This is a genomic window from Roseateles sp. (genome assembly GCF_046300915.1).
Classification (GTDB): domain Bacteria; phylum Pseudomonadota; class Gammaproteobacteria; order Burkholderiales; family Burkholderiaceae_C; genus Kinneretia.
Genome location: NZ_JBKCLH010000112.1, coordinates 1 through 15,572, shown reverse-complemented (window position 1 = coordinate 15,572; position 15,572 = coordinate 1). Strand labels below are relative to the sequence as shown.

At 66.8% G+C, this 15,572-nt stretch carries 19 protein-coding genes; 5 read left to right on the top strand and 14 right to left on the bottom strand.

The window, feature by feature from the left end; all coding sequences use genetic code 11:
* Nucleotides 1-2: 2 nt before the first annotated feature.
* The 10 genes from flgK to flgB are packed head-to-tail and all read right to left on the bottom strand — an operon-like array spanning nt 3 to nt 9,402.
* Nucleotides 3-2,000, bottom strand: coding sequence for a flagellar hook-associated protein FlgK (gene flgK, locus ACK5F2_RS08485; RefSeq protein WP_409864080.1), 1,998 nt, complete (start codon nt 1,998-2,000; stop codon nt 3-5).
* Between the two features lie 32 nt (nt 2,001-2,032).
* Nucleotides 2,033-2,902: a flagellar assembly peptidoglycan hydrolase FlgJ gene (gene flgJ / locus ACK5F2_RS08480; RefSeq protein ID WP_409864079.1), complete on the bottom strand. Its 870-nt coding sequence runs from the start codon at nt 2,900-2,902 to the stop codon at nt 2,033-2,035.
* A complete protein-coding gene (locus ACK5F2_RS08475; RefSeq protein WP_409864078.1) occupies nt 2,902-4,047 on the bottom strand; it encodes a flagellar basal body P-ring protein FlgI in 1,146 nt (381 codons plus the stop codon). The genes flgJ and ACK5F2_RS08475 overlap by 1 nt, the downstream gene beginning before the upstream one ends.
* Nucleotides 4,048-4,090: 43 nt before the next feature.
* Nucleotides 4,091-4,771: a flagellar basal body L-ring protein FlgH gene (locus tag ACK5F2_RS08470; protein ID WP_409864077.1), complete on the bottom strand. Its 681-nt coding sequence runs from the start codon at nt 4,769-4,771 to the stop codon at nt 4,091-4,093.
* An 11-nt stretch (nt 4,772-4,782) separates the two neighbouring features.
* Nucleotides 4,783-5,565, bottom strand: coding sequence for a flagellar basal-body rod protein FlgG (gene flgG / locus ACK5F2_RS08465; RefSeq protein WP_133605369.1), 783 nt, complete (start codon nt 5,563-5,565; stop codon nt 4,783-4,785).
* 11 nt (nt 5,566-5,576) lie between these two features.
* Entirely contained in the window at nt 5,577-6,308 is a 732-nt protein-coding gene (locus ACK5F2_RS08460) for a flagellar basal body rod protein FlgF (protein WP_409864075.1), read from the bottom strand.
* Nucleotides 6,309-6,351: 43 nt separating this feature from the next.
* Nucleotides 6,352-7,833, bottom strand: a complete 1,482-nt coding sequence (flgE, locus tag ACK5F2_RS08455; RefSeq protein WP_409864073.1) for a flagellar hook protein FlgE — start codon at nt 7,831-7,833, stop codon at nt 6,352-6,354.
* A gap of 50 nt (nt 7,834-7,883) precedes the next feature.
* Nucleotides 7,884-8,528: a flagellar hook assembly protein FlgD gene (locus ACK5F2_RS08450; protein WP_409864072.1), complete on the bottom strand. Its 645-nt coding sequence runs from the start codon at nt 8,526-8,528 to the stop codon at nt 7,884-7,886.
* Nucleotides 8,529-8,552: 24 nt separating this feature from the next.
* Nucleotides 8,553-8,969, bottom strand: a complete 417-nt coding sequence (flgC, locus tag ACK5F2_RS08445; RefSeq protein WP_133605365.1) for a flagellar basal body rod protein FlgC — start codon at nt 8,967-8,969, stop codon at nt 8,553-8,555.
* Between the two features lie 19 nt (nt 8,970-8,988).
* Entirely contained in the window at nt 8,989-9,402 is a 414-nt protein-coding gene (gene flgB / locus ACK5F2_RS08440; RefSeq protein WP_133605364.1) for a flagellar basal body rod protein FlgB, read from the bottom strand.
* A gap of 147 nt (nt 9,403-9,549) precedes the next feature.
* Between flgB and flgA the strand changes: the two genes are divergently transcribed.
* From flgA to ACK5F2_RS08425, 3 genes are all read left to right on the top strand, one after another.
* The gene (flgA, locus tag ACK5F2_RS08435) at nt 9,550-10,338 is read left to right on the top strand and encodes a flagellar basal body P-ring formation chaperone FlgA (RefSeq protein ID WP_409864071.1); all 789 of its coding nucleotides are present in this window, start codon (nt 9,550-9,552) and stop codon (nt 10,336-10,338) included.
* A 90-nt stretch (nt 10,339-10,428) separates the two neighbouring features.
* On the top strand, nt 10,429-10,761 hold the full coding sequence (gene flgM, locus ACK5F2_RS08430; RefSeq protein ID WP_211343910.1) for a flagellar biosynthesis anti-sigma factor FlgM: 333 nt from the start codon (nt 10,429-10,431) through the stop codon (nt 10,759-10,761).
* A 79-nt stretch (nt 10,762-10,840) separates the two neighbouring features.
* Nucleotides 10,841-11,254, top strand: a complete 414-nt coding sequence (locus ACK5F2_RS08425; RefSeq protein WP_133605361.1) for a hypothetical protein — start codon at nt 10,841-10,843, stop codon at nt 11,252-11,254.
* Between the two features lie 60 nt (nt 11,255-11,314).
* On the opposite strand, the gene ACK5F2_RS08420 is transcribed toward ACK5F2_RS08425, so the two are convergent.
* Nucleotides 11,315-11,746 carry a DUF1841 family protein gene (locus tag ACK5F2_RS08420; protein ID WP_409864070.1) on the bottom strand — a complete coding sequence of 144 codons (432 nt, stop codon included), beginning with the start codon at nt 11,744-11,746 and terminating at the stop codon, nt 11,315-11,317.
* A gap of 128 nt (nt 11,747-11,874) precedes the next feature.
* Between ACK5F2_RS08420 and ACK5F2_RS08415 the strand changes: the two genes are divergently transcribed.
* Both ACK5F2_RS08415 and ACK5F2_RS08410 read left to right on the top strand, forming a co-directional pair.
* Nucleotides 11,875-12,504 (top strand): AAA family ATPase, encoded by a 630-nt coding sequence (locus ACK5F2_RS08415; protein ID WP_409864069.1) that lies wholly within the window; start codon nt 11,875-11,877, stop codon nt 12,502-12,504.
* A gap of 171 nt (nt 12,505-12,675) precedes the next feature.
* A complete protein-coding gene (locus ACK5F2_RS08410; RefSeq protein ID WP_409864067.1) occupies nt 12,676-13,410 on the top strand; it encodes a response regulator in 735 nt (244 codons plus the stop codon).
* A 77-nt stretch (nt 13,411-13,487) separates the two neighbouring features.
* On the opposite strand, the gene ACK5F2_RS08405 is transcribed toward ACK5F2_RS08410, so the two are convergent.
* From ACK5F2_RS08405 to ACK5F2_RS08395, 3 genes are all read right to left on the bottom strand, one after another.
* Nucleotides 13,488-14,333: a segregation and condensation protein A gene (locus tag ACK5F2_RS08405; RefSeq protein ID WP_409864095.1), complete on the bottom strand. Its 846-nt coding sequence runs from the start codon at nt 14,331-14,333 to the stop codon at nt 13,488-13,490.
* 54 nt (nt 14,334-14,387) lie between these two features.
* Nucleotides 14,388-14,591, bottom strand: coding sequence for a DUF3460 family protein (locus ACK5F2_RS08400; protein WP_409864066.1), 204 nt, complete (start codon nt 14,589-14,591; stop codon nt 14,388-14,390).
* A 44-nt stretch (nt 14,592-14,635) separates the two neighbouring features.
* Nucleotides 14,636-15,572, bottom strand: a 937-nt coding sequence (locus tag ACK5F2_RS08395) for a SulP family inorganic anion transporter (protein ID WP_409864065.1), incomplete at its 5' end; no start/stop codon positions are given.

Here is a 15,572-nt window from a genome sequence, read left to right as displayed (position 1 = left end):
GCTTACCTCTGTGAGAGCTGCAGCAACTCGTCGAAGATCTTCTGGCCGGCCTGCAGCACCTTGGCGGCGGCCTGGTAGCCCTGCTGGTACTGCATCAGGCGCGCGGCCTCCTCGTCCAGATTGACCCCGGCCTGTCCGGCTCGGACTCTCTCGGCGTCGCTGGCCACCGCGCTGGACACGCCTGAGAGGTATTTCGCCCCCTGAACCCGGGCACCGATATCGCTCATGGCCGAGGCGTAGGCGTCGGTGATGGTGGCGCCGCGGCTCAGGCTGCCATCGGCCAGCAGCACCCGGCCCACCATGTTCTCCTTCTGCAGGTTCAGGAAGGCCTTGCCGTTGGAGTTGTTGGCCGCCGGGAACTTGGTGGCTCCGATGTCCAGCGAGTCACCCGGACGAGGCACGCCGTTGAGCCGCAGTTCGAACCCCAGGTCTATGCCCGCCAGCGGCTCGTTGCCGATGGCGGAGCCGGCCTTCCAGTTGCCGTTGACCACACTGCCATCGGACATGGTGATGGAGTAGGCCACCGTGTTGTCTGCCGGATTGACCGCGCCGAACTGCACGCTCATGGGCACTTTGGTCATGTCGAGCTTGCTGTTGACCGCATACAGCGATTCCACGGTCATCGTGCCCTTGTTGCCGGTATTGTTCACGGCGGTGATGGGCGAAGCCACGGCCAGGCCGTTGGTGCTGTCCAGGATGCGGCGCATCCCGGCTGCAGCCTCGGCCACGGGTTCCAGCAGGAAGCTGTCCGTGTCGGCCATGGGGGCGCCGCTCTGCACGATCTGAATGCCAAAACGCTGCTCGACCTGCGCCGCAGTCATGGCCTCCGGGGCGCCGTCGGGGCGCTGGGTAAGCTGGTACTGGCCAGGATTGCCGACCACGGGGCGCAGCACAAAGCTGGCCGCGGGAACCAGCGTGGGGTCCACGATCTTCAGATCGATATTGGTGGCGTAGGTGCCGTCCGGATTGCGCGCAGGGGGGCCGGCGGGCAGGGCGCGCGGCGGCCCCAGATCGAAGAGGGGGGCGCCCGCGCCGGGCGGGTTCGAGAGGTCCAGGCCCAGGGACTGCTGGGTGTTGACTCGGGTGCCCAGGGCCATGGCCATCTGACCGATCAGGTTGCGGGCATCCTGGATGTCGCGGTTCTGGTAGGTGAGCAGGGCGCTGATGGAGCCGCCGGTGAGACTGCTCTCGTCAATCACCCGGGCCCCGCTGGCCTCGGTGATGCTCAGGCGCACGCGGGCGTTGTCATAGGGGTCGGGTGTGGTGGTCAGGCTTTGGGCCTGGTTGCCCAGAACCAGACGCTGGCCGCCGCCGATGAAGACGCCGACGGTGCCGTCCTCGGCAGGCAGGGTGGTGACCTGCAGGTACTGGCTCAGCTCGGAGATCAGCTGGTCGCGCTTGTCCAGCAGGTCATTGGGGCTGTGCTGGGCACCTGTTGTGCGGGCAATCTGGTCGTTGGCCGCCGCAATCTGCTTGGAAAGCTGGTTGACCACGTCGATATTGGCGCGCAGATCGCTGACCACGCCGGCTTGCAGGTCCGCGAGCTGGACGCCCGCACCCGAAAAGCGTGCCGCCACTTCCTGGGCCCGGCCCAGCGCCACCTGGCGGGCCGAGGGGTCGGCGGGCCGGCTGACCACGTCCACCATGGCGTTGAGGAACTGGTTGGCGGCCTGGCCCAGGCCCTCGGCCCCAGGGGGCATCAGGCGTTCGAGCTGCTGCAGCTGGGCGTGACGGGTGGAGTCCATGAAGGCCAGGGACTTGGAGCTGGCGGCCTCGCGGGTCAGGAACTGGTTGTGCGAGCGCACCACGGTTTCGACGTTCACGCCCTTGCCGAAGAAGCCGGCGCCGGTGAACTGGCCGTCTGCCGTGGTCAGCACGGCCTGCTGACGCGAGTAGCCGGGCGTGTTGGCATTGGCGATGTTCTGGCTGACCGTCTGCAGCGCGGCCTGGTTGGCGAACATCGCCTTCATGCCCAGGGACAGCAGTGCGGAGGTTCCCATGAATCGTCCTTCCTACTCGGGGCTGACGCGCCTCAGGCCAGGGCGCGCTGGACGCGCACCGTGGTGTTGATGACGCGCGCCAGCTTGCTGGCGTACTCGGGGTCGGTGGCGTAGCCGGCCTTCTGCAGGCCCTGGGCGAAGGTTTCCGCCCCCGCGCCGGCCTGGGCCTTGGCCACGACATCGCGATAGCGTTCGTTGCTGCCGATCAGACGAGCATAGTCCTTGAAGGCCTCTTCGTAACTACCGTAGGCACGGAACTTGGCCACCACCTTCTGGGGCTTGCCGTCCACGTACTCGGTGGTGGTGACCTCGGCCACCTTGCCGGTCCAGTTGGGTGTGGCCTTGATGCCGAAGATATTGAAGGAGGGCGTGCCGTCCTTGGCGGTGATCTCGCGCCGGCCCCAGCCCGACTCGTGGGCGGCCTGGGCGATCATGAAGCTGGCGGGAATGCCGGTCTGTGCCTGGGCGGCGCGGGCCGCCTCGTCATGCCGCTGGATGAAGCTCTGCACATGCGGAGCCACGTTCTTCCTGGCCAGGGCGGGCAGGGGCTGCAGGGGCTTGGCGGCCTCGGCGGCGCTCTTGCTGTCGCTGATGCCCATCTGGCGTTGCAGCTGACGGGCGATGGCTTCGGACAAGCCGCCGGGCAGGCCGGTCATCTTGCCGGCGAACTGGGTGTCCAGCATCTCGGTGCCCAGCTGGGTGGCCGAGTTGTCCAGCAGGCCGGAGGACAGGGTGGAGGCCCGCATGCTCTTCATCACCTCCTGCATGAAGAGGGCTTCGAACTGGCGTGCAGTCTCCTTGATGCTGGATTTGGGATCTCGGGCCGCTGCGGCGCGTAGCGCCTCGATGGAACGGGTATCGCTCCCGGCGGGCGGGCTCAGGGTATTGCGCAGGCTGTTCATCAGATGACCTCCAGCTCAGCCGTGAGGGCGCCGGCACTCTTCATCGCCTGCAGGATGGCCAGCAAATCCTGCGGGGTGGCACCCATGGCATTGAGAGCCTTGACCACATCGGACAGCTTGGTGCCGGCCGGCATATTGATCAGGGCGCCGGGCTCCTGCTTGACCGAGATGTCGGTCTTCTCCGCCACCACGGTCTGACCGCCAGACAGCGCATTGGGTTGGCTGACGACCGGCGTGGAGCTGATGGTGACCGAAAGATTGCCGTGGGCCACCGCGCAGGGCGCCAGGGTCACGGCCTGGTTCATCACCACGGAACCGGTGCGCGCATTGATGACCACCCGGGCGGCCGGTGTGGCCAGCTCCAGCGGCAGGTTCTCCATCTCGGCCAGGAAGCTGACCCGCTCATCCGGATTGCTGGGGGCACGCACGCGTACCACGCGACCATCCAGGGCCTGGGCCGTGCCCGCGCCCTTGGCACGGTTGATGGCGGCGGCCACGGCGCGGGCCGTGTTGAAGTCGGCGGCGTTGAGATCCAGCTGGATGCTGTCACCCATCTGCAGGGCCGTCGGAACGCTGCGTTCCACGGTGGCGCCGCCCGGAATGCGGCCGGCGCTCAAGTGATTGATCTGCACCTTGGAGCCACCGGCCGAGGCGCCGGCGCCGCCGACCACCAGATTGCCCTGGGCCAGGGCATAGACCTGCCCATCGGCACCGCGCAGCGGGGTAGCGATCAGGGTGCCACCGCGCAAGCTCTTGGCATTGCCCATGGAGGAGACCACCACATCCAGGGGCTGGCCCGGTTGGGCAAAGGCGGGCAACTGGGTGGTCACCATGACCGCGGCGATATTGCGCGGCTGCATGGTGACGCCCGGCGGCAGCACCACACCGAACTGCTGCAGCATGGCGGCCAAACTCTGGCCGGTAAAGGGGGATTGGGTGGTTTGGTCGCCCGTGCCATCCAGACCCACCACCAAGCCGTAGCCGGTGAGGGGGTTGGAGCGCACGCCAGCCACCGAGGCGACTTCCTTGATGCGCGCCGCCTGGGCGGGCAGGGCCGCCAACATCAGGCAGAAGGCCAGCCCGCTCAGCGCCGCGATGGCAAGCCCGGACAGCGGCTTGGGCAGGAGATGGGTTCGGGTGGACATGGCGGTTGCACGGTGAGACTCGTGCAACCGATTCTGGGCAAACTTAAGTGGGCGAAAGACTCAAAAAGAAGCGGGACAACCAGCCTATTTGATGAGCATTCTCCTGCGGGCCGCGGCCCCGCTGCTCCACCCGCACATTGGCAATCTGGGTGGAGGAAACGGTATTGCCCTGCTGGATGGAGCGTGGGTCCACCTGGCCGGAGAAGCGCAGCACATCCACATTGCTGTTCACGCCGATCTGCTTCTCGCCGCTGAGCATCAGATGCCCGTTGGGCAGCACGGCCACCACCACGGCGGTGATGGTGCCGCTGAAGTCATTGCTGTTCTGGTTGCTGCCCTTGCCGGCATTGGCCGAGGTGGAGCTTGCGCCCACGCCGGCCCGGCCAAAGGAGTTGCCGGCCACACCCGGCAGGGCCGTGATGCTGCCGCTCAGGCTGCCCTTGCGGTCGAGGGCGCTGCTGGAGCTCTGGCTGGCGCTGATGCGTTCGGTGATCTGTATGGTCACCGTGTCGCCCACCAGGCGGGCGCGATGAACTTCGAACAGCGGCCGGTAGCTGGTGGGCTGGTAGATGGCGCCGTTGAGCGGCACGCTGCCGGCGTTTTGGGGTAGCTGCACCACGGGCGTGTCCACCAGTTCCACCCTCGGGGTGGGGGGCACCACGCTGGCGCAGCCGCCCAGGGTGGCTGCGATGCTCAGCACAAGCAGATTCAGGCCTCGGTTCATCTGGCTACTCCTCAGATCTGGGCAAGCTTCTGCAGCATCTGATCCGAGGTCTGCACCGCCTTGGAGTTGAGCTCGTAGGCGCGCTGGGTCTGGATCATCTGCACCAGCTCCTCCACCACATTGACGTTGGAGGTTTCCACAAAGCCCTGCTGCAGGGCGCCCAGACCATTGGCGTTGGGGGCGCCGGCATTGGGGGCGCCGGAGGCGGCTGTTTCACCGAACAGATTCTGGCCACGCGGGTCCAGACCGGCCGGATTGACGAAGTTGGCCAACTGGATCTGGCCCAGGATCTGGGGCTGAGGCGTGCCCGGCACGGTGACGGAGACCGTACCGTCGGCGCCCACGGTGACGCTCAGGGCATTGGCCGGCACGGTGATGCCGGGCAGCAGGGCGTAGCCGTTGTTCGTCACCATCTGGCCGTTGGCGTCCAGCTGGAAGCTGCCGTCACGGGTGTAGGCGGTGGTGCCGTCGGGCATCTGGATCTGGAAGAAGCCATTGCCCTTGATCGCCAGGTCCAGATTGTTGGTGGTCTGCTGCAGATTGCCCTGGCTGAAGATGCGGGCGGTGGCCACGGGGCGCACGCCCAGGCCGACCTGCAGGCCCGTAGGCAGCTGGGTCTGCTCGGTGGTGTTGGCCCCGGTCTGGCGCAGGTTCTGGTAGATCAGATCCTCGAACACCGCGTGCGAGCGCTTGAAGCCATTGGTCGCGACGTTGGAGAGGTTGTGGGAGATGGTGTCCAGCTGGGTTTGCTGGGCCTCCATGCCGGTCTTGGCGATCCAGAGCGAGCGAATCATGGCGGTTTTCCTTAGGTCGTGCCGAGCAGCTTGGCCGTCTGCTGGCCCTGGGTCTGGGCGATCTGGAGCAGCTTCATCTGCTGTTCGAACTGGCGGGCCGCGGCGATCATGCTGACCATGGTCTCCACAGCGCTGACATTGCTGCCTTCCAGGGCGCCGTCCTGCAGGCGTGCGTTGGCGTCGGCGGGCAGGTCGCCATCGGCGGCGCGGAACAGACCGTCATCGCCGCGCGTGAGCTGGGCCGTGGTCGCGGGCGTGACCAGCTTGAGCCGGCCGATGTTCACGGGGTTGCCCGTGGCCAGCTTGGCGGTGAGGGTGCCGTCGCTGCCGATCTGCAAGGTGCTGTCGGGCGGGACGTTGATGGGGCCGCCATCGCCCAGCACCTGCAGGCCGTTGCGCAGTACCAGCAGGCCCTCGGCGTTCACATCCAGAGCGCCGGCGCGCGTGGAGGCCGCGGTGCCATCCATGGCCTGCACGGCCAGCCAGGAATTGCCCTGCATGGCCACGTCGAGATTGCGGCCGGTGGGGGTCACGGGGCCGGCGGCATCGCTGTAGCCCACGGTGGTTTCCAGGGCGTAGGCGCGTGTGGTGGCGCCGTCGCCGCGCACGGGCACGGCGCGAAAAGCTTGCAACTCGGCGCGACAGCCGTTGGTCGAGGCATTGGCCAGGTTGTGCGAGAGCACATCCTGGCGCTGCATGGATGCCTTGGCCCCGGCCATCGACAGGTAGATCATGCGGTCCATGCCTGGGTCCTCTCGCTAATTGCCTGCGCGCTGCCCTGCGGCCTCAGCGCAGGTTGACCAGGGTCTGCAGCACATCATTGAGCGTCTTGATGGTCTGGGCATTGGCCTGGTAGACGCGCTGGGCGGTCACCATATTCACCAGCTCGCCGGTCAGGTCCACATTCGATTCCTCCAGCGAACCCGGGGACAGAACGCCCAGATTGCCGTCGCCGGGCACGCCGGAAACCGGCTCGCCCGAGGCATTGGAGCGCGCCCAGATATTGCCGCCCAGGGGCTGCAGGCCCTGGTTGTTGCGGAAGGTGGAGAGCTCGATCTGGCCGGCGGCCTTGGACTGACCGTTGGAATAGCGTGCGGTGACGATGCCGTTCTTCTCCACCTGGATGCCGGTCAGCTGGCCCGGTGCATAGCCGTTCTGGCTCAGATCGGTCACGGCGAAGCTGGAACCGTTGAGGCTGATCTGGGAGAAGTCCAGGGCGATATGGGGCAGCTTGCCCGTCACCGGATCGGGCGGGGCGGGGTTGGCCGGATCGTCGTAGGGCACGCGCAGCGTTGGGGCGCCGCCTGCATTGACGCCCGGCGGCAGGATCAGGGCGATATCGTCGAGCTGCAGGGCGTTGCCGTCAGCATCGGTGGACTTGGGAACGCCACCCTTGGGTCCGAAGACGATGCGGGTGAAGGGCGAGGTCGTGGCGTAGTTGCCGTTGGCGTCCGTGGTGCTGGTGGTGACGTTGCCCTGCGCGTCTTGCTGCACCGGCGTGCCATTGGCCGTTACATAGATGTTCCAAACGGTATCGCCGTTGGGGTCAGCCACCCACTTATTGGTCAGCGGGTCCTGCAGCATGGGCGGGTTGGCCCGCTGGAAATACATGGTGACCGCGATGGGCTGGCCCTTCTGGTCATAGGCGGTGTAGGACGTGGCCTTGTTGTAGGTGGTGTTGTCCGCGAACTGGATCTTGGGCGGCAGCACATCCACCTTGTAGTTGGGCTGCGAGGGGTCGGGCTGGGTATAGGGGGCCGAGCCCTTCTCGCGCGAGTCCAGGTTGAACTCCATCTTGACCGTGCTGGTCGCCTGGGGCTCGATGCCCTTGGTGGGCAGCTGCAGGGGCTGGGCCAGACCCTGCTTGATGGCGCCGGTGCCGTCGGCGCTGTAGCCCAGCAGCTTGAGGTTGTCGTTGTTGACGATGAAACCCTGCTTGTCCACCTTGAACTGGCCGTTGCGGCTGTAGAAGGTGGGGTTCTTGCCATCGCTGAGCTGGAAGAAGCCACCGCCGTTGATGGCCAGATCCATGGGGTTTTCGGTGATGGTGATATTGCCCTGGGTGAACTGCTGGGCCACGGTGCTCAGCTTGGTGCCAATACCGACCGAGCTGGTGCCCGCACCGCTCAGGGAGGCCGCATACAGATCGGCGAACTCGGCCCGCGACGCCTTGCTGCCAAAGGTGTTGGCATTGGCAATGTTGTTGCCGATGATCTCCAGGTTCTTGCTGGAGGCATTGAGGCCGGAGAGACCTTGTTGGAAGCTCATGATGAATCCTCGGACGGGGCGTTCAGTGGCGTGGGGCGGGGCGCGTCGGCTCAGTCAATCGACTTGACGCTGCCGTAATCGATGACGCCCAGGCGGGCGAGTTGCAGCTGCAGGGTGCCGGTGGCGCTGGCGCCGATGGAGGCCACCTTGTCCACGGCATAGGTGCTGCTGCTGAGCGTGCTGCTGCCCTTGGTGGCGGTGATGCGGAAGGCGAGTTCGGGGTAGGCCTTGCCTTTTTCGGTGTTCCACTCGAAGCGCTGCAGGCCGCTGCCCTGGGCGCCGAGTTCGACCGTGTCCAGTACGGTGCCGGCGGGGGTCAGCACCTCCAGCTTGACGCGGTCGGCCGGGCTGCTGAGCTCGTAGGCGCCGCGAGCCGTGGCCTCGCTGGTGGAGAGCTTGTTGCCCGGCACGCTGACCTGGCGGCCCAGCAGGGCCGCACCTTGCAGGGGCAGCATCTGGCCGAACTGGCTGCTCAGGGACTGGATGGACTTGTCCAGGGTGGCGATACCGGACACGGTCTGGATCTGCGCCATCTGGCTGGTCACCTGCGCGTTGTCCAGCGGGTTCATCGGATCCTGGTTGCGCATCTGGGCGACCAGCAGCTTGAGGAAGCGGTCCTGGGTTTCAACCGCGTTCTTGCTCACGGCCGGCGACTTGCCGCCGCTCAGGGTCTGGTTGAGGCTGGTGACGTCCATGGGGGTGGCTCCGCTTCAGTCCGCTCAGGACTGGCCCATCTGCAAGGTCTTGAGCAGCAGGTTCTTGGCCGTGCTCATCACCTCGACGTTGTTCTGGTAGGAGCGCGAGGCCGAGATCATGTTGACCATCTCCTCCACGCTGCTGACATTGCTGTAGGTCACATAGCCATCGGCATCGGCCTGGGGGTGCTTGGGGTCATGCACGCGTCGGCCCGGGCTCTGGTCCTCGGTGATCTGGGCCACCCGCACGCCGGCCGTGCCCAGGTTGTTGCCCGCGCCCAGCAAGGCGGTCTGGAACACGGTCTGGCGCGCTTTGTAGGCCTGGCCGTCGGGGCCGGCCACGGTGTCGGCGTTGGCCAGGTTGCTGGCCACCACATTGAGGCGCTGGCTCTGGGCGCTGACGGCGCTGCCGGAGATGCCAAAGATCTGGAACATGGACATGATTCAGGCTCCCGGTGCGTCAGGCCGCGTTGTGCGACTTCATCGCATCCAGCGTGGTGCGCACGCTGCCGTTGATGAAGCGCAGCGTGGCCTCGTACTTGACGGTGTTGTCCACGAAATTGGCGCGCTCCCGGTCCATGTCCACCGTGTTGCTGTCCAGATTGGTCTGGGCGGAGCTGGCGTAGAGCTTCTCGTGATCGGCCCGGGCGCCGGCCAGCGGTGCCATATGCCCCTTGGCGGTGACGTTCAGCGCGCCCGGAACGGCTGCCGACCCCGTGGCTTCACGCAAGGCCCGTGCGAAATCCATGTCCCGGGCCTGATAGCCCGGGGTGTCGGCATTGGCGATATTGCTGGCGAGCTGGCGCTGGCGCTCCGAGCGCAGGCTCAGGGCCTGGGCCTGGAAGTTCAGTGCATTGGTCAGTCGGTTGATCATGGTGTGGGCCCTCCATACAGTGCTGGCAGCCTGGGCGATTGGATGGGATTGTGTTGGGCGGTCCGGAAAACATGAGCGGGAAAAGCATGGGCTTTGCTGTGCATTTCGGCACAAACCGGAGGGGGCGGGGCGTCTACAGTGGCTGCCATGGATCAAAACGCCCAAGCTCCCGCTGCCGTGCATGCCACGCAGCGCCATCCGAGTCGGCGGCCCACCCTGGCAAACGGGGTGTTGCTGCTGACGGTGGCGGGCTTGTGCGCGTCGCTGCCGGGCCAAGCCTCGGCGGACCTGCCGGCGGACCTGGTGGGGCATGTGCAGGAGCTGGCGCTTTCGGGCGCCAGGGCCGGTGCGCCCCAGGGGGCTCGGGTGGCCGTGCAACTGGGGGCCTTGGACAGCCGGCTGCGGCTGGCGCCCTGTCGCGAGGTCCAGCCTTATCTGCCGCAGGGGCAGCGCATGTGGGGCAAGACCCGCATCGGGCTGCGCTGCCTGGACGGGGCTAGAACCGGTCCCGGCGGCGCCCGCTGGAATGTCACCCTGCCGGTGCAAGTGATGGTGCATGCGCGTGCGGTGGTGGCGGCCCAGGCCTTGCCGGCTGGCACGACGCTCAGCGCCCCCCTGCTGCAGACGGCCGAAGTCGATATCGCTGCCGAGATGGGGCAGGTCTTTCTGGACACCGGCCTGCTCGAAGGACGCAGCCTGCAGCGCCCTCTGGTGCCCGGCGAGGCGGTGCGCAGCAGCGATCTCAAGGCCCGACGCTGGTTTGCCGTGGGCGAGCGCGTCCAGGTCTTGGCCAGCGGCCGCGGTTATGCGGTCAGCGGTGAGGCCCAGGCCCTGGAGCCTGGCTTCGACGGGCAGAATGTGAGAGTTCGCTTTGAGAACGGGCGCACCGTGACGGGGCGCGCGGTTGGCGAGCGGCGTGTGGAGGTTTTGCTATGAGCAGGCCTTGGTCCGTGGAATTCCCTAAAGTCCCGGCGCAACGGGTCGATACACCGAGCAACCAGGGCGGTTTGCGGACCGTCCCGAGCTTTGGAGATCAGCATGAAAATCGGTAACAGCCCCGAAAAGTTGGCCTCGACGCCGGTCGGGACCAACGGCGCAGCCGAAGCCCCTCGAGGTGGCGCTCGCCAGGCACCCGCCGTGGCCGGCAAGGCCCCGGATGCCAGCGCCCAGATCAAACTGTCCAGCACCGCCAGTGCCATGTTGTCCGGCGTGGCGGAGGAGGGCAGCTTCGACGCCGAGAAGGTGGGGCGCATTTCCCAAGCCATCACCGAGGGCCGTTTCAGCATCAATGCCGATGCGATCGCCGACAAGCTGATCGCCAATGCACAGGAAATGCTGGCCCGAGCCACACCGCACTGAGGACGGTTCCCGGCCTGACTGGAAGCCGGATGAGCAGCCCTTCAGCCGAACGAGATCAACGCCTGCGGCGGACACCGTTATGCACGCCTTGCCCCCCACCGACATCAATGACGCGCCCAATGTGGCCCTGGGTCAGACCCTGGAGCAGCCGCTGCTGGCCGTCGAAAGCTGCCTGAATCTGCTGGGCGAGGCCTTGCTGCGCCGGGACACTCAGGCCATTGAGTTGCACGCCAGCGCGCTGCACCAGGCCCTGGCCGAGGCGATTGCCATGTTCAGCGAAGCGGCGCGCGCCGGACAGGTTCCGCCCAATCTGCGTCACCGCCTGGTTCAGGCCGGTGGGCGTGTGGCGGCGCAGCGCGAGTCGCTGGCACGGGCGACCGCAGCCCTGGACCGCGCCATCGATGTGCTGATGCCGGGCGAGGCGACCGGCCTGTACTCGGCCATGGGCAAGAGTGAGCGCAAGACCTTGGGCGGCGGCTCCTACCAAGCCTGAAGCACGCCCGGATTCGCACCACCCAGACAGAAAAGCCACCCCAGGGTGGCTTTTTGCTTTTCAGGAGGTGGCTTTGCGGCGCACGCAGTCGAGGTAGGCGTGACCGTCGGGCGGCAGGCCGCTGCGCTGCGAGGCCCAGATCATCTCGCCCAGGCAGTCCATGGCCGCATGCTGGGCCTCGTGGGCCGAGTTGCGTTTGGCGGCCAGCAGGTCCAGGGCCTGGCGGATGCCGGTGGGCTGGTCGATGGAGTGCTGCTCGCTGATGGTCAGGTGCATGGACAGATGCAGAAAGGGGTTGGTGCGCCCCTCTTCCACCGTGTAGACGGCATTGACCGCGGCTTCCTCGTCGGCGAGTTCGGCGTGGTACTCCGGGTGCTCCTCGATCCAGCGGGCCGCCAAGGCTTCCATGGGAATCAGGGGGCTGCCATCACGCAGCTTGCGGTAGGTGGCGCAGAAGAAGCGGCGCACCTCGATTTGAGAGGGGGCGAACATGGCTTCATTGTCGCAGTCCCGGAACATGGTTGGGCGATAGGCGGGGCGCGCCGGTGTCGCTACCATCAGCCCATCCACGCGCCAGGGGCCACAGCCTGCCTGGCATTGCCAATCCGAGAGACTGAGTCATGCCCGTCATCATGATCGCCAATCCCAAGGGTGGGGTGGGCAAGTCCACCCTGGCCACCAATATCGCCGGCTATCTGGCTCGGCAGGGGCATGCGGTCATGCTGGGTGACCTGGATGCCCAGCAGTCCTCGCGCCAGTGGCTGGCTCAGCGGCCCGCGGGCCTGCCCAGCATTCGCGGCTGGGAGTTGAGCAAGTCCGAGGGCAAGACCTTGGCCAAGCCGCCCAAGGGTGTCAGTCATGTGGTGCTGGACACGCCCGCCGGCTTGCATGGCAAACGACTCGCTGCCGCTTATGGGCTGGCCGACCGCTTGCTCATTCCCCTGCAGCCCAGCCTTTTTGACATCCAGGCCAGCTATGCATTCCTGCAGACCTTGCAAACGCTGCGCCGGCAAACCGGGCGGGGGCCCATGCTGGCCCTGGTGGCCATGCGAACGCGGGAGGGCACGCTATCGGCCCAGCAACTCCAGCAGTTCGTGCAGGGCCTGGACCTGCCGGTTCTGGGGCCCTTGCGCGATACACAGAACTATGTGCAGCTCGCCGCGCGAGGGCTCAGCCTGTGGGATGTGACGCCCGGACGGGTTGAGCGTGATCTGGCGCAATGGCAGACCTTGCTGGCCTGGCTGGGCTGAGACGCGGCAGGCCGATGCGCCAGCGGCTTGATTTGTTTGCATTGCGAACTGATCCGAGGGGGCTATCACCCATGAGGGGTGTGCCGCCCGGTGCATGCCTTCTTCTATGATGCGGCCCGGTAGTCATGAATAAGACCGAGCATTGCGCTACATAACAAAGAGGGGCCGAGCATGAAAGTACTGCTCATTGATGATCACCCGCTGATCCTGTCGGCCCTGCAAACCGTCATCGAGGGCCTGGGTGACGACGTCCAGGTCATCGGTGCGGACAGTGCCGCCGCGGCCCGCCGCCTGCTCAAGGACAGCCAGGAGTTCGACCTGGTCCTGCTGGATTTGCAGCTGGGCGATGCCAGCGGCTTCGATGTGCTCGACGAGTTCCGTGCCGCTTATCCGGCCCTGCCTGTGGTCGTGATCTCGGCCTCGGACCGCGCCAGCGATGTGATACGCGCCATCGACCAGGGTGCCATGGGCTTTGTGCCCAAGCGCAGCAGCACCGAGATGCTGTCCCAGGCGCTCAAGCTGGTGATGTCGGGTGGCATCTATGTGCCGCCTATGAGTCTGGGGCACGAGGTTCCTTCGGAGTCGGTGCCCACCGTGGTCGGCAATCCGCGCCTGCAGCAGATCCAGCAGGCGGCCAGCGCGCCGGGCTTTCAGACCCCGGGCAGCCTGGACGGCCTGTCCCTGACCCCACGCCAGACCGATGTGCTGGCCCTGCTGCTGCAAGGCAAGCCCAACAAGATCATCGCCCGCGAGCTGGGCGTGTCGGTGGAAACCATCAAGGACCATGTGGCCGCGGTGCTCAAGGCCCTGGGTGTGAGCTCGCGCACCCAGGCCGTGCTGGCCGTGGGCCAGATGCTGCAGCGCCAGCCGGACGCGCAGTTCTCCACCTGGCGCTCGCCGGCCTGATCGCCCGAGTTTCCATCAGCAGCAAAGCCCGAGGAACCGGCCGGGACCTCGGGCTTTGTGCTTGATGGGGCTGCGGCTCAGCTTGGCGCGTAGGCCAGGCGCACGTAGATGGGGGCGAAGGCCTCGGCCTGGGTGATCTCGAGCAGACGCTCGCGCGCCAGTTCCAGCATGGCGATGAAGGTCACGACCAGGACCTGGGGGCCGCGGTCCACCTCGAACAGGTCTTCGAAGAGGGCGAAGCGCTGGCCCTGCAGGCGGCGCAGCACGATGCTCATATGCTCGCGCACCGAGAGCTGCTCCCGGCTGATCTTGTGGTGCTGCTTGAGATTGGCGCGCTTGAGGATGTCCAGCCAGGCTTGGCGCAGATCCTCCACCTCCACATCGGGGAAGCGCGGTGTGAGCGACTGCTCGATATGGATCTGGGCCCGCAGAAAATCGCGGCCCAGCACGGGCAAGGCATCCAGGCGCGCGGCGGCCAGCTTGATCTGCTCGTACTCGAGCAGGCGGCGCACCAGCTCGGCGCGCGGATCCTCGGGCTCGCTGCCGTCCTCGGTCTTCTTGGGCGGCAGCAGCATGCGCGACTTGATCTCGATCAGCATGGCTGCCATCAGCAGGTACTCGCTGGCCAGCTCGAGATTGGTGGAGCGGATCTGCTCCACATAGCTGAGGTACTGGCGGGTCACGTCCGCCAGCGGGATGTCCAGGATATTGAAGTTCTGCCGCCGGATCAGGTAGAGCAGCAGGTCCAGCGGGCCTTGGAATGCCTCCAGAAACACCTCCAGCGCCTCGGGCGGGATGTAGAGGTCCTGGGGCAGGGTGAATAGCGGCTCGCCATAGAGGCGGGCCACGGCCACGCCGTCCACGGTGTGCGGCAGCACCTGGGCCGCCTCGCCGGACTCGGGAGGCAGCTCGGGCACCAGCAGGGCGGGATCGCTCACGCGGTGAGTTCTGCTGGGCAGGTCCGCAAAGCCCGAGGCTTAGTCGCTCTTGGTCTGGTAGACGTAGGCCTGCTGGGGCACGCGGGCGGCGCTGAAGTCGGCCTGGTTCTGGCGGTCCACCGGCTTGTCCCACAGCAGGGCGCGGCCGGCGCGCTGCTCGGCTTCCAGCGTGGGCTTCTTGGCCTTCAGCTCATCGATGAAGTTCGTGACGTCGGACTTGTAGGGCTTCCAGAACAAAGGCATGGTGGTCGTCAGCTAGAGAGTCTTGCGACTCGAATCCCGGGATTTTACAGGGCGGCATCGCTGCGGGCCCGACGCCAGGCGGCCAGATCGGCATGAATGCCGTCTTCGCCCAGCGCGAGAGCCAGGCCGCCGCGCTTAATCAGGCTGGCGGGCTGGGGATTGAAGCCGCAGAGCGTGAGCCGCCGGCCCTGGCGGGCCAGGGCGCGCTGCAGCTGGGCCAGGGCGTCCAGCCCCGAGCTGTCCATGGACACCAGCAGCTGCATGTCCAGCAGCAGCTCGCGGCAGTCGGCAGGCAGCTGTTCGGCCAGGCCCTCCACCTTGCCCACGGCGCCGAAGAAAAGCGAGCCGTAGAGCTTCAGCACCCGGGTCCCCGGCGGCAGCCCGCCGGCATCTGCCAGCGGCTCGGCGCGGAACAGGGTGCTCATGCGGTAGACGAAGAAAAGGCAGGCCAGCACCAGGCCGACTTCCACCGCCACGGTCAGGTCGAAGACCACGGTCAGCACAAAGGTGCCGAGCAGGATGGTGCGGTAGGGGGTGTTGAACTGGCGCAGACGCGCGAACTCATGCCACTCGCCCATGCGCAGGGCCACCACCAGCAGGATGCCGGCCAGGGCCGCCAGAGGCACGGCGCTGGCCAGGGGCGCGGCCACCAGCACGATGAGCAGCAAGGTGGCGGCATGCACCATGCCCGCCACCGGCGTGGTGGCACCGGCCCGTACATTGGTCACGGTGCGGGCGATGGTGCCGGTGGCGGGAATGCCGCCGAACAGCGGCGCCACCAGATTGGCTACGCCTTGGGCCATCAGCTCCTGGTTGGGATCGTGGCGCGGCAGGCCCTCGCTCATCTGATCGGCCACGCGGGCGCAGAGCAGGGACTCGATGGCGCCCAGCAGGGCGATGGTGAGGGTGGGGATGACCAGGCGCTGCACGCTCTGCCACTCCAGGGCCGGCCAGGCAAAGTCCGGCAGGCCGGCCCTGGAG

What these genes read in the sequence shown, in the direction of transcription:
- flgJ (WP_409864079.1), bottom strand. Translation starts at nt 2,902, where the DNA reads ATGAACAGCCTGCGCAATACCCTGAGCCCGCCCGCCGGGAGCGATACC.
- ACK5F2_RS08450 (WP_409864072.1), bottom strand. Translation starts at nt 8,528, where the DNA reads ATGGACGTCACCAGCCTCAACCAGACCCTGAGCGGCGGCAAGTCGCCG.
- ACK5F2_RS08410 (WP_409864067.1), top strand. Translation starts at nt 12,676, where the DNA reads ATGAAAGTACTGCTCATTGATGATCACCCGCTGATCCTGTCGGCCCTG.
- ACK5F2_RS08475 (WP_409864078.1), bottom strand. Translation starts at nt 4,047, where the DNA reads ATGTCCACCCGAACCCATCTCCTGCCCAAGCCGCTGTCCGGGCTTGCC.
- ACK5F2_RS08470 (WP_409864077.1), bottom strand. Translation starts at nt 4,771, where the DNA reads ATGAACCGAGGCCTGAATCTGCTTGTGCTGAGCATCGCAGCCACCCTG.
- ACK5F2_RS08415 (WP_409864069.1), top strand. Translation starts at nt 11,875, where the DNA reads ATGCCCGTCATCATGATCGCCAATCCCAAGGGTGGGGTGGGCAAGTCC.
- flgE (WP_409864073.1), bottom strand. Translation starts at nt 7,833, where the DNA reads ATGAGCTTCCAACAAGGTCTCTCCGGCCTCAATGCCTCCAGCAAGAAC.
- flgK (WP_409864080.1), bottom strand. Translation starts at nt 2,000, where the DNA reads ATGGGAACCTCCGCACTGCTGTCCCTGGGCATGAAGGCGATGTTCGCC.
- ACK5F2_RS08400 (WP_409864066.1), bottom strand. Translation starts at nt 14,591, where the DNA reads ATGCCTTTGTTCTGGAAGCCCTACAAGTCCGACGTCACGAACTTCATC.
- flgA (WP_409864071.1), top strand. Translation starts at nt 9,550, where the DNA reads ATGGATCAAAACGCCCAAGCTCCCGCTGCCGTGCATGCCACGCAGCGC.
- flgB (WP_133605364.1), bottom strand. Translation starts at nt 9,402, where the DNA reads ATGATCAACCGACTGACCAATGCACTGAACTTCCAGGCCCAGGCCCTG.
- flgG (WP_133605369.1), bottom strand. Translation starts at nt 5,565, where the DNA reads ATGATTCGCTCGCTCTGGATCGCCAAGACCGGCATGGAGGCCCAGCAA.
- flgC (WP_133605365.1), bottom strand. Translation starts at nt 8,969, where the DNA reads ATGTCCATGTTCCAGATCTTTGGCATCTCCGGCAGCGCCGTCAGCGCC.
- ACK5F2_RS08425 (WP_133605361.1), top strand. Translation starts at nt 10,841, where the DNA reads ATGCACGCCTTGCCCCCCACCGACATCAATGACGCGCCCAATGTGGCC.
- ACK5F2_RS08460 (WP_409864075.1), bottom strand. Translation starts at nt 6,308, where the DNA reads ATGGACCGCATGATCTACCTGTCGATGGCCGGGGCCAAGGCATCCATG.
- ACK5F2_RS08420 (WP_409864070.1), bottom strand. Translation starts at nt 11,746, where the DNA reads ATGTTCGCCCCCTCTCAAATCGAGGTGCGCCGCTTCTTCTGCGCCACC.